The sequence below is a fragment of the Rhizobium sp. PK7-22 genome (genome assembly GCF_056530405.1).
Window position 1 is genome coordinate 910,717 of record NZ_CP096514.1, and the last position, 12,247, is coordinate 922,963.

The window sequence follows — 12,247 nt, forward strand, 5'->3', positions numbered from 1 at the left end:
CCGAGGGATGTACGACTTGACTAGTGCAGAGACACCTCGCCTGCCAAGGAAGCGGTCAGCGCTGCCACCGGCGTCCCTGGGTTGAGATGCCGTAGGCGCCGGGCGTGCGGGCGTAGCTGGCAAGTCCGGCAAGGGCTGCCAGCGGATGCGTGACCACGAAGGTCGGGATTAGCCGCATCAGCTCCGTATGCGGCGCCTTGTCCTCGAAGGCAGCACGGAATTCGGGCTGTTTCAGCGCCGGGATGATCTTCTGCGAAATGCCCCCGGCCAGATAGACGCCGCCCTTGGCCATGAACACCAGCGCCAGATCCCCCGCCAGCCGGCCGAGATAGGTTGCAAAGAGCGAGATGGTTTCGGCAGCCTCGGCATTGCCTCCGGACTGCCAGCCGGCCGTCACCTCGGAGGGCAGGGTCAGCCGAGGCTCTACCCCGTCTGCGGCGCAGATTGCCGTGTAGATGTTGACGAGGCCGCGGCCGCAAAGAAGCTGCTCGGCCGAAATCCGCCCCTCGATAGCCTCGAGATGCGGGAAGATCTCGAGATCGCGCTTCGTCCGGGGCCCGATGTCCACATGACCACCTTCGCCGGGCACCGGAAACCAGGTGTCGCGGGCATGCACGAGGCCGGCGACGCCAAGGCCGGTGCCGGGCCCGAGCACCACCCGCGAGGCGATCGCCGGTTCGCCGGCGGAGCCGATGACTTCACGGTAATCTTGGGCCAGGCAGGCGACTGCAAGCGCCTGTGCCTCGAAGTCGTTCAGCACGAGGACGTCGTCGAAGCCGAGTTCCATGATCAGGGCCTGCGGTCTGACGACCCAATCACAATTGGTCAGATCAATCTCGTCGCCCTCGATGGGCCCCGCCACCGCGAGGATGGCAGAGCGCGGGCGCATGGTGCTTTTACCCAGGACCTCCCGCTGAATGGCCTCGTCGATGGTCGCAAAATCCGCCGTCTGCACGTTGGGGAATGGGATCGGTTCCGACGTCTCATCGACGAGGATCGAGAACCGGGCATTGGTCCCGCCGATGTCGCCGATCAGGATCGGGAAGGGCAGGCTCTCGTTTTCAGTGGCGTGATGCATCGGTCCCCGGTCGTCGTTTTATTGAAAGTCGATCAGTCGTTCGGCGGTGGCGCGGTTGAGCGCCATCGGAATGTCGTAGACGGTGGCAAGCCGCGTCAGCGCCTTGACGTCGACGTCGTGCGGCATCGAGCTCAGTGGATCGACGAAGAAGATCAGCATGTCGACCTCACCGGTCGCGATCATCGCCCCGATCTGCTGGTCGCCGCCCAACGGGCCGCTTTTCAGCCGGGTCACCTCGAGGCCAGGGCACGCCTCCTGGATACGGCCCCCGGTCGTACCGGTCGCCACCAGCCGGAACCTCGACAGCGCCTGCTGGTGCTGCTGCGCAAATGCCGCCATGTCGTCCTTCTTCTGGTCGTGCGCAATCAGCGCGATGCAGGGGAGGGTCAAGGCAAGTCTCGCAGGAGTTTTAATCGGTTTGATGCGTTCTACAGTGGCATCGGCAAGTTGAGAAGTGGGGCAGCCGCTTCCTCAGTTGAAAGGCCGAGACAGTGGCAAAGGTCCGGTCTCCGGCAGGGTTTGCCTATCGCCGATGATAGCTTCGATGCTCTGAGCCGAACCAGGGACCACCCTGCCGGCGGAATAGACGGAGACTGTTTCCTGTCCGGTGCTGCTTGAGGGCGCCGACAGCACCACGGCGCAGGCGCGCGGCAGGTCGGAAAGCATCACCTGGCGAGGCTTCACCGGCTTGGCATTTGGGTCTGCCTTCGGCTTGGCCCAGGGTTCCTGGGTAAACCACCAGGCAAGCGACTTGTCGCAGCCGTCGCCTTGGCCGACAGCGGCCTGCGGCTTGCAGCCGGCAGCACCCTCGGTGCAGCCGATGCGGATGTGGAAGTGCTCGTCATGGCCATAGATCGGCCGAACCTTGCCGAGGTCGGAACGGTCGCCGCGCCAGGTCTCGCAGAGCTTCTTCTTGATCGCCGGGTTGACGAAGACCCGCTCCACCTGCGGATAGCTTGCCGCCTGCATCACCACCCGCGCATGCGTATCCGACCAGCGCCGGTTGTCGACCGTCAGGAACTTGCTCTTGTCCAGCATCGAGGTGAACGGCATGTCCTCGCGCTGCTGCGGCGACAGCGGCTCAGCCGGCTTTGGCGTGAACCACACGTCTGCGTCGAGGCCGATCTGGTGGGAGGCGTGGCCGAACAGCATCGGCCCGCCGCGCGGCTGCGAGATGTCGCCGACGAGGATGCCAGACCCCCATCCCAGCGACGCGGCATCGACCGAGAAACGCTCCAGCAGCGCGATCATCTCCGGGGTGCCCCAGCGTCGGTTGCGCGACAGCCGCATCGCCTGCCAGGTCGGGCCGTCTGTCGCGAGGGCGACCGCGCCGCCGACGCAACCCTTGGCATAGGAGCCGAACGGGGCAGCCTGGCCCTGTGATGGCAGCTTTGCGCCGCCGAACAGTTCCTTTGCCGGCCGCGTCTCGGCCAATCCCTGACCCGCGAGAAGCGCCAGGCAAAGGCCTGTGGCCAGCAGTCGTGTCAAATGTCTCGATGTCCTGCGCATGCTCTCGCCGCCCTGCAAATCACTCCGTTGATCTTACCGTGAAAGAGAACTTTGGTGAAACGGAGATGGCGGCACTGGCCGATGCCTCTCCGATAAAACGCTTGTGAGTGCGAAAGCCTGTTTTTCGCCAGACTTTGCCCTATGCTGCATGGCAACGAAAAGAGAAACAGGGGTATCTGCATGTTGGCTCGCCGCCTCGCCGTATGGACATTGTCTTTGGTTCTCGCCTGGCCCGCACTGCCTGGGCGAGGTCTGGCGCAGGAACCGGAACTCCAGTGGCGGCATGGCATCGCCACGGTTGGCGAGCTGAAGTACCCCCAGGGCTTCCCGCACTTCGACTATGTCAATGTCCAGGCGCCGAAGGGCGGCCCTCTCCGGTTGGCGGTGGAAGGCAGTTTCGACACGCTCAATCTGCTGCTGGCGCGCGGTGAACCGGCCGCCGGCCTGTCGCAGGTTTTCGAAACCCTGATGGTCTCCGCCGACGACGAGCTCTCCTCGATGTACGGTCTTCTGGCGGAATCGCTGAGCCATCCGGACGATTATTCTTCCGTCACTTTCCGGTTGAGGGCCGAGGCTAAATGGGCCGACGGCGAGCCGGTAACGCCGGAGGACGTGATCTTCAGCTTCGACAATGCCAAGCAGAACGTCCCGCAGTTGGAATTCTACTACCGCCACGTGCTGAAGGCGGAAAAGACCGGCGACCGAGAGATCACGTTTACCTTCGACGAGCCGAACAACCGCGAATTGCCGCAGATCGTCGGGCAGCTGACGGTCGTGCCCAAGCACTGGTGGGAGGGCGCAGGCGCCAGCGGCGGGGCCCGCGACATTGGCCGCACCTCGCTCGAGCCGCCGGTGGGGTCTGGACCCTACAGGGTTGCATCCGTCGCACCCGGCGCCGCAGTCACCTATGAACTGCGCGACGACTACTGGGGCAAGAACGTCAACGTCAACGTTGGCCAGAACAACTTCGGCACCATCACCTACCGCTACTACGCCGACCGCGACGTGATGTTTGAATCCTTCCGTTCCGGCAACGAGGACTACTGGTGGGAGAACACCGCCCGGCGCTGGGCGACCTCCTACGATTTTCCGGCCGTGAACGACGGACGCATCAAGCTCGAGGAGCACGAGAACGAACTGCGCAAGGTCGGCGTCATGGTCGGTTTCGTGTTCAACACGCGACGAGACAAGTTCTCCGATCCGCGCGTCCGGGAAGCGCTGAATTACGCTTTCGACTTCGAGGAACTGCGCCGGACGATCTTCTACGACTCCTATGACCGGGTCGACAGCTTCTTTTTCCGCACCGACATGGCCTCGACTGGCCTGCCGGAGGGGCAGGAACTGGAAATCCTCAACGAGGTGAAGGACCTGGTGCCGCCGAAGGTGTTTACCGAGCCCTATCGGAATCCCGTGAACGGCGATCCGCAGAAGCTGCGCGAGAACCTGCGCACGGCCGTCACCATGCTGCGGGAGGCAGGCTATCAGTTGCAGGGCAACCGCATGGTCAACACGAAGACCGGTGAGCCGCTGAGCTTCGAGATCATGCTGGGCGGCCCGACCATCGAGCCTGTCGCGCTTGCCTTCGCGCGCAATCTGAAGATGATCGGCGTCGAAGCGACGGTGCGCAGCGTCGAGCAGTCCCAGTTCACCAACCGCTGGCGCGCGCGCGATTTCGACGTGATGTACAATGCCTGGGGCCAGTCGGCCAATCCGGGTAACGAGCAGGCGGAGTACTGGGGCTCGCAGGCGGCCCAGCGCGACGGATCACAAAACTACAGCGGCATCAGCGATCCCGGCGTCGATGCATTGGTCCGTAAGGTCATCTTTGCCAGGGATCGCGACGAACAGATCGCCGCCGTCAAGGCACTCGACCGCGTGCTCCTCGCCCACCACATCGTCGTCCCCACCTACAGCTCGAAGACATCGCGCATCGCCTACTGGAACACCATCGCTCATCCTGAGACGTTGCCGGAGTATTCGCTCGGTTTCCCGGCCATCTGGTGGTCCACGACGGCGGCGAACTAGCCTCGCTGCGGGTGGTATGGCATCACTAGAGACGCGAATCACTTGAAACGCGGCCATGCCGCGAAGGAAGGACCACACCGGTTGACGCTGACCATGCCGCGCTTGTTTGCCTCCGCACTGCTAGGGTGTAGCTGCTGATGGGTGCCTATATCCTCAGACGCCTGCTGCTGATGATCCCGACCATGGTCGGGATCATGGGCATTTCCTTCCTGGTGATCCAGTTCGCACCGGGTGGTCCGGTCGAACAGGTGATCGCGCAGCTGACGGGGCAGGGAGACAGCGCGTCCGACCGCCTTTCCGGCGGTGGCGACCTGTTGGGGTCGCAGGGCGGCGGATTCGAGGACAACTCCCGCTATCGCGGCGCCCAGGGCCTCGATCCCGACTTCATCGCCAAGCTCGAGCAGCAGTTCGGCTTCGACAAGCCGCCGCTCACCCGTTTCCTCGACATGATGTGGGACTATATCCGCTTCGACTTCGGTGAGAGCTTCTTCCGCAATGCCTCGGTGATCGACCTGATCATCGACAAGCTGCCGGTCTCCATCTCCCTCGGCTTCTGGATCCTGATCATTTCCTACGTCATCTCCATCCCGCTCGGCATCCGCAAGGCGGTGAAGGACGGTTCGGCCTTCGACGTCTGGACCTCCGGCATCGTCATCGTCGGCTATGCGGTTCCAAGCTTCCTGTTCGGCATCCTGCTGATCGTCGTCTTCGCGGGCGGTTCTTTCTTCGACTGGTTTCCGCTCAGGGGGCTGGTGTCGGATAATTTCGCGCAGCTGTCCTGGTGGGAAAAGATCATCGACTACTTCTGGCACCTGACCCTGCCGCTGATCGCCCTGTCGCTTTCCGCCTTCGCGACCACCACGCTCCTGACCAAGAACTCCTTTCTTGACGAGATCCGCAAGCAATACGTCGTCACCGCCCGTGCCAAGGGCCTGCCGGAGCGGCGGGTGCTCTATGGCCATGTCTTCCGCAATGCCATGCTGATCGTCATTGCCGGCTTCCCCGGCGCCTTCATCTCCGCCTTCTTCACCGGGTCGCTGCTGATCGAGAACATCTTCTCGCTCGACGGGCTGGGCCGCCTCGGCTATCTGGCGATCGTCAACCGCGATTACCCGATCGTCTTCGGCACGCTCTACATCTTCTCGCTGATGGGCCTCGTCGTCAGCCTCATCTCCGACCTCATCTACACCTGGATCGACCCGCGCATCGATTTCGAGCGGAGGGACGTCTGATGCAGGCTCAGGCACTTGCAGCGCCGCCCACCGCGACCGTCGCTCCGCCAAAACGCGGCTGGCTGTCCCCCACCAACCGACGCCGCCTCCAGAACTTCCGTGCCAACAGGCGCGGCTACTGGTCGTTCTGGATCTTCATGGTCCTCTTCGTGCTCAGCATGTTTGCCGAGCTCATCGCCAACGATCGCCCGATCGTCGCCTCCTACAAGGGCGAGATCCTGTTTCCGGTGCTGGTGGACTACCCGGAGGAGAAGTTCGGCGGCTTCCTCGCCACCACCGACTATCGCTCATCCTTCATCGCCGATGAGATCGAGGCGAACGGCTGGATGGTCTGGCCCTCGATCCGCTACTCCTACCTGACGGTTAATTCCAATATCCCCCACTCGGCACCGACGGCCCCCTTCTGGCTGATGGAGCCCGAGCAGCGATGCGCGGGCTACGCGCTCGGCGACGACGATCCGTCCTGCATCCTGGGCAATCTCAACTGGCTCGGCACCGACGACCAGGCCCGCGACGTCTCCGCTCGGATCATCTACGGCTTTCGCATTTCCGTGCTGTTCGGCCTGGTGCTGACCATAGCCTCCGCGTTCATCGGCGTCACGGCGGGTGCCATTCAGGGCTATTTCGGCGGCTGGACCGACCTGCTTTTCCAGCGCTTCATCGAGATCTGGTCGTCGATGCCGGTGCTCTACATCCTGCTGATCATCGCCGCCATTCTGCCGCCGGGCTTCTTCGTCCTGCTTGGGATCATGCTGCTGTTCTCCTGGGTCGGCTTCGTCGGCATCGTGCGGGCGGAGTTCCTGCGGGCGCGAAACTTCGAATACGTCAACGCCGCCCGTGCGCTCGGCGTCGGCAACTGGACGATCATGTTCCGGCACCTTTTGCCCAATGCCATGGTCGCGACACTGACCTTCCTGCCCTTCATCCTGTCGGGATCGATCGCGACGCTGACCTCGCTCGACTTCCTCGGCTTCGGCATGCCACCTGGCTCGCCCTCGCTTGGCGAGATGATCGCCCAGGGCAAGAACAACCTGCAGGCGCCCTGGCTTGGACTGTCGGCCTTCTTCACCATGTCGATCATGCTGTCCCTGCTGATCTTCGTCGGCGAGGCGATCCGTGACGCTTTCGATCCCCGCAAGACCTTCCGGTGAACCGATGACAGAACCGCTCCTATCCGTTCGCGATCTGTCGGTGGCCTTTCACCAGGGCGGCAACACGTCGCTTGCCGTCGATGGCGTCTCCTTCGACATCATGCCGGGCGAAATCGTGGCACTCGTCGGCGAATCCGGCTCAGGCAAGTCGGTGACCGCAAACTCCGTCCTCAGGCTGCTGCCCTATCCCTCGGCGAGCCACCCCTCCGGGAAAATCCTCTTCGGCGGGCACGATCTCCTGACGGCGCCCGAACCGACACTGCGACAGGTGCGCGGCAACCAGATCACGATGATCTTTCAGGAGCCGATGACCTCGCTCAATCCGCTCCACACGATCGAGAAGCAGATTGGCGAGATCCTCGACCTCCACCAGGGGCTCGGCGGCCAGGCGGCACGAGCGCGCATTCTCGAACTTCTGCACCAGGTCGGTATCCGCGAGCCGGAAAAGCGGCTGCAGGCCTATCCGCACCAGCTCTCCGGCGGCCAGCGCCAGCGCGTGATGATCGCCATGGCGCTCGCCAATCGGCCGAAGCTTCTGATTGCCGACGAGCCGACGACCGCTTTGGACGTGACCGTCCAGGCGCAGATCCTCGATCTCCTGCGTCGTCTGAAGGGCGAGCATGGCATGTCCATGCTGTTCATCACCCACGATCTCGGCATCGTCCGCAAGTTTGCCGACCGCGTCTGCGTCATGACCGGGGGCAAGATCGTCGAAAGCGGCAACGTCGAGGATGTCTTCGTCAATCCACAGCACGAATACACCCGCCACCTGCTGGCCTCGGAACCGCGTGGGCAGCCGCCGGCGGCCGATCCGTCCAAGCCCGTGGTGATGGCAGGCAAGGATATCCGCGTCTGGTTCCCGATCAAGGCCGGCCTGATGCGCAAGGTGGTGGATCACGTCAAGGCGGTCGATGGCGTCAGCCTGTCGCTGCGCGCCGGCGAGACGTTGGGCGTCGTCGGCGAATCCGGTTCCGGCAAGACGACGCTCGGTCTGGCGCTCGCCCGCCTGATCTCGTCGCAGGGCAAGATCGCCTTCATCGGCAACGACATCGGCGACTACTCCTTCAAGCAGATGCGGCCGCTGCGCGATCGCCTGCAGGTCGTCTTCCAGGATCCCTTCGGTTCGTTGAGCCCCCGTATGTCGGTCGGCGAGATCATCGCCGAAGGTCTCAAGGTGCACGAGCGGGCGCTATCGGCTGACGAACGGGACGCGCAGGTGTGCTGGGCGCTCACCGAAGTGGGCCTCGATCCGGAGACCCGGTGGCGCTACCCGCACGAGTTCTCCGGCGGCCAGCGACAGCGCATCGCCATTGCGCGTGCCATGGTACTGAAGCCGCGCTTCGTCATGCTCGATGAACCCACCTCCGCGCTCGACATGACCGTACAGGCTCAGGTGGTCGATCTTCTGCGCGACCTGCAGCAGAAGCACGATCTCGCCTATCTCTTCATCAGCCACGACCTGAAGGTGGTGAAGGCGCTCGCCAACCACGTCATCGTCATGCGGTCGGGCAAGGTGGTCGAAGAGGGGCCGGCCGAGCAGATCTTCAGCGCGCCGCGGCAGGACTACACGAAGGCACTCATGGCTGCAGCCTTCAATCTCGAGGCGGTGGAGACGGCCGCCATCAATCAGTAGCTCAAGGGGAACCGGATGTCCGCCAAACGCGCCGTTGTCATCGATCTGAAGTTCGAGCGTCGCGAGATCGACGCGGCCCTCCGCACCGCCTTTCAGGGGCGCGACGTCCTGCGGGCCGCGGACAGGAACCAGGATCTCTCCAATGCCGGCTACGCCATCGTCTGGAAGCCGGACGCCGATCTCTTCCGGCGCGCGCCGAACCTTGAGGTTCTGTTTTCCGGCGGCGCCGGCGTTGATCACATCCTGGCTATGCCGGACCTGCCGGATCTGCCGATCGTGCGCTTCGTCGACGAGAGCCTCACGACCCGGATGAGCGAGTGGGTCGTGCTGCAATGCCTCACGCACCTGCGCCAGGCGCCCCGCTACCTGAAGCAGCAGCGCGACCGGGTCTGGCGGGAACTGCCGCAGCCGGAGGCGAAGGATCTGACGGTGGGCGTGATGGGCCTCGGCGTCCTCGGCCAGGATAGCGCAACCAAGCTGAAGATGATGGGCTTTGACGTGATCGGCTGGTCGCGCCGCAAGAAGGACCTGCCGGGCATCGAGACCTTCGACGCAAACGGGTTTGACGCCTTCCTGTCGCGCACGGATATTCTTGTCGGCTTGCTGCCGCTGACGCCGGAAACCCGGGGCCTGTTCAACGCGGCGCTTTTCGCGAAACTGCGAAAGGGGGGCCGTCTGGGCGCTCCCGTCTTTATCAATGCCGGCCGCGGCGGCAGCCAGGTGGAGGCGGATCTGCTGGCCGCTCTGCAGAACGGCACGCTCGGCGGCGCCTCGCTCGACGTTTTCGAAAGCGAGCCGCTGGCGGCCGAGAGCCCTTTGTGGGCCATGGACAACGTCATCGTCACGCCGCATGCGGCCTCCGCGTCGGATGCCGCCGCCCTCTTCCGCAATGCTGAACGCCAGATCGACCGCTTCGAGGCAGGCCAGTCGCTTGAGCATCTCGTTGACCGTGGAGCCGGATACTAGACAAACGGAACCTCAGGTCCTGTTGGCCGTTCCTCAATCAACACCGTGGCCGAATGTGCCTCGGAAAGGAGCGACCTAATGAACACCCCAAATGACCCGAACACCCCCCGTACCGGCACAGGCCAGTCCCGTCCTGTCGGCTCACGGCCAGAACAGCCGATGAGCGCCACCGAAGCAAGGCAGGGCCGAGCCGGGTTCCCCGTGCTGAAGGTCCTGATTGCTGGCCTGATCCTCGTCATGATCGCCTGGGGTGCTGCCGAGATGTTCGGCCAGGCCACGGCGCCGCCGGATGAGCAGACCGCAACGCCGCCGACCGGCGATACGACACCTGCTGGTCAAGATACTCAGCCGACGGCCGATCCGGCCACCGCGCCGGCACCTCCACCCGCCAACTGATTGACACGAGGTGATTTCAATCGGCCGCGGCATGCCGCGGCCGATTGGCGTGTAGACTTCCGGGATGTTTTTCCATAAGTCTTGCCTCCGGATGGCGACCGGTCGTCGCCTTCGGGCGTACCTGACCGGACACAGTTGGCCCCTCGACGGGCCGGGGCAGGGCAGGCATGACGAAGACCGATATCGCGAGCCGGGTCTATAATCACACCTGGAAACTTGATCCGATCATCCGCAGCCTGATCGACACAGATTTCTACAAGCTGCTGATGCTGCAGATGATCTGGAAGCTTTATCCGGATGTCGACGCCACCTTCTCCTTGATCAACCGGACCAAGACCGTTCGCCTTGCTGACGAAATCGACGAGCACGAGCTGCGCGAGCAACTGGACCACGCCCGCACTCTCCATCTTTCCAAGAAGGAGATGATCTGGCTGGCCGGCAACATGTTCTATGGCCGCAAGCAGATCTTCGAGCCCGAGTTCCTGAACTGGCTGGCCACCTATCAGCTTCCGGAGTACGAGCTTTCGAAACGTGAGGGTCAGTACGAACTTACCTTCCATGGCCGTTGGATGGAAACCACCATGTGGGAGATCCCGGCGCTCGCCATCATCAACGAGCTCCGCTCCCGCGCTGCGATGCGGCACATGGGGCCGTTCACGCTCGATGTTCTCTATGCGCGCGCCAAGGCGAAGATGTGGGAGAAGGTCGAGCGGCTGCGTACCCTCCCGGGCCTGCGGATCTCCGATTTCGGCACCCGGCGGCGTCACAGCTTCCTGTGGCAGCGCTGGTGCGTCGAGGCGCTGAAGGAGGGCATCGGCCCGGCCTTCACCGGCACCAGCAATGTGTTGCTCGCCATGGATTCAGATCTCGAAGCCGTCGGCACCAACGCCCACGAACTGCCGATGGTGGTTGCAGCGCTGGCCAACTCCGATGAGGAGCTTCGCGCCGCCCCCTATCAGGTCCTCAAGGACTGGAACAGGCTCTACGGCGGCAATCTCCTGATCGTCCTTCCGGACGCCTACGGCACGACCGCATTTCTGCGCGATGCCCCGGAATGGGTGGCCGACTGGACCGGGTTCCGCCCCGACAGCGCGCCGCCCATCGACGGCGGCGACAAGATCATCGACTGGTGGAAGAAGATGGGACGCGATCCGAAGGACAAGCTGTTGATCTTTTCCGACGGTCTGGATGTCGATGCGATCATCGATACGTACCGTCACTTCGAAGGCCGCGTGCGCATGGGCTTCGGCTGGGGCACGAACCTGACCAACGATTTTGCCGGCTGCGCACCTCAGCACGTCGAAAGCCTGAAGCCGATCTCGCTCGTCTGCAAGGTCAGCGAGGCGAACGGCCGTCCGGCGGTGAAGCTGTCGGACAATCCGCGCAAGGCGACGGGCGATCCCGCCGAGGTGGAGCGCTACCTGCGTTTCTTTGGGGAGCAGGATCGCGTCGACCAGGCCGTCTACGTTTAAAGGCACCAAAAAGGGGCCCCGCAACGCGGAGCCCCATGGTTCTGGCTTCAAGCTGATTTAGGCTTACTGGATGATCTGGACGACAGTGCCGGTCTGCGGGTCGACGATCACGCGCTGCTCGTTCACCACGGCATAGGAGTAGTTGCTGTGGTCCGGCACCGGGGTCAGGACGACGGTCTCCGGGATCGGCTGCCCGACCTCGATCTGGCGTTCGACGACGACTGTCGAGGTTGGAGCCGGCTGCGCCTGCACATAGGTGACGACTTCCGGCGGCGGCGGATCGATGGCCGTGCCGAGTGCTGCACCTGCGATGCCCCCGACGGCTGCGCCGATCGGCCCACCGACGATGGCGCCGGTCACGGCACCCCCGGCTGCGCCGCTCATGGTCCCCTCCTGGGCAACTGCCGTGGTAGCGAAAGAAGCTGCGACGAGTGCGCAGGAAGCGAGAATAATGGTCTTCATTGTGGTCTCTCCGTTTCTTTTGCCCTTCTGGGCATGAGAATGCGTCAGGAGGCACCTGGTTCCGGAGGATTGGTAACCCTTGATGAACGCATGTCATCTGCGGAGAGCAGAGAGGCGACTACCGGCATAGTGTCGCCTGGGTTGCTGCAGCGGTCAGTGTACGGTTTGGAAGGCGATCTCGTCGCGCAGGATGCTGAGTGTTTCCTCCAGCGACTGGACCAGGATGTCAGTCAGGGGATCCGCATCGTTCTGCTCGAGGAACAGGGCAAGCGTCTGTTCCGAGATCAGTTCGGACTGTTCACCGTCGTGAGTCACAATCTTTG

The 12,247-nt window shown here is 63.5% G+C and carries 12 protein-coding genes; 7 read left to right on the forward strand and 5 right to left on the reverse strand.

Annotated elements, in window-relative coordinates; genetic code table 11:
* Positions 1-55 precede the first annotated feature (55 nt).
* From M1E10_RS09075 to mepA, 3 genes are all read right to left on the reverse strand, one after another.
* Positions 56-1,078 (reverse strand): glucokinase, encoded by a 1,023-nt coding sequence (locus M1E10_RS09075; protein WP_499176030.1) that lies wholly within the window; start codon positions 1,076-1,078, stop codon positions 56-58.
* Positions 1,079-1,096: 18 nt separating this feature from the next.
* Positions 1,097-1,417 (reverse strand): methylglyoxal synthase, encoded by a 321-nt coding sequence (locus M1E10_RS09080; protein WP_499177130.1) that lies wholly within the window; start codon positions 1,415-1,417, stop codon positions 1,097-1,099.
* Positions 1,418-1,549: 132 nt separating this feature from the next.
* Complete coding sequence (gene mepA / locus M1E10_RS09085; protein ID WP_499176031.1) at positions 1,550-2,587, reverse strand: penicillin-insensitive murein endopeptidase; 1,038 nt, start codon at positions 2,585-2,587, stop codon at positions 1,550-1,552.
* 180 nt (positions 2,588-2,767) lie between these two features.
* Between mepA and M1E10_RS09090 the strand changes: the two genes are divergently transcribed.
* From M1E10_RS09090 to pncB, 7 genes are all read left to right on the forward strand, one after another.
* Positions 2,768-4,612, forward strand: a complete 1,845-nt coding sequence (locus tag M1E10_RS09090) for an extracellular solute-binding protein (protein WP_499176032.1) — start codon at positions 2,768-2,770, stop codon at positions 4,610-4,612.
* 137 nt (positions 4,613-4,749) lie between these two features.
* Positions 4,750-5,844 (forward strand): microcin C ABC transporter permease YejB, encoded by a 1,095-nt coding sequence (locus M1E10_RS09095; protein ID WP_499176033.1) that lies wholly within the window; start codon positions 4,750-4,752, stop codon positions 5,842-5,844.
* Positions 5,844-6,995: an ABC transporter permease gene (locus M1E10_RS09100; RefSeq protein WP_499176034.1), complete on the forward strand. Its 1,152-nt coding sequence runs from the start codon at positions 5,844-5,846 to the stop codon at positions 6,993-6,995. Before M1E10_RS09095 ends, M1E10_RS09100 begins: the two co-directional genes overlap by 1 nt.
* Positions 6,996-6,999: 4 nt before the next feature.
* Entirely contained in the window at positions 7,000-8,628 is a 1,629-nt protein-coding gene (locus M1E10_RS09105) for an ABC transporter ATP-binding protein (RefSeq protein ID WP_499176035.1), read from the forward strand.
* Between the two features lie 15 nt (positions 8,629-8,643).
* Positions 8,644-9,594 (forward strand): 2-hydroxyacid dehydrogenase, encoded by a 951-nt coding sequence (locus M1E10_RS09110; protein WP_499176036.1) that lies wholly within the window; start codon positions 8,644-8,646, stop codon positions 9,592-9,594.
* 78 nt (positions 9,595-9,672) lie between these two features.
* Complete coding sequence (locus M1E10_RS09115) at positions 9,673-9,990, forward strand: hypothetical protein (protein WP_499176037.1); 318 nt, start codon at positions 9,673-9,675, stop codon at positions 9,988-9,990.
* A gap of 167 nt (positions 9,991-10,157) precedes the next feature.
* Positions 10,158-11,462 (forward strand): nicotinate phosphoribosyltransferase, encoded by a 1,305-nt coding sequence (gene pncB, locus M1E10_RS09120; protein WP_499176038.1) that lies wholly within the window; start codon positions 10,158-10,160, stop codon positions 11,460-11,462.
* Between the two features lie 63 nt (positions 11,463-11,525).
* On the opposite strand, the gene M1E10_RS09125 is transcribed toward pncB, so the two are convergent.
* Both M1E10_RS09125 and M1E10_RS09130 read right to left on the reverse strand, forming a co-directional pair.
* Positions 11,526-11,924, reverse strand: coding sequence for a DUF1236 domain-containing protein (locus M1E10_RS09125; RefSeq protein ID WP_499176039.1), 399 nt, complete (start codon positions 11,922-11,924; stop codon positions 11,526-11,528).
* Between the two features lie 153 nt (positions 11,925-12,077).
* Positions 12,078-12,239: a hypothetical protein gene (locus tag M1E10_RS09130; RefSeq protein ID WP_499176040.1), complete on the reverse strand. Its 162-nt coding sequence runs from the start codon at positions 12,237-12,239 to the stop codon at positions 12,078-12,080.
* Positions 12,240-12,247: the final 8 nt, after the last annotated feature.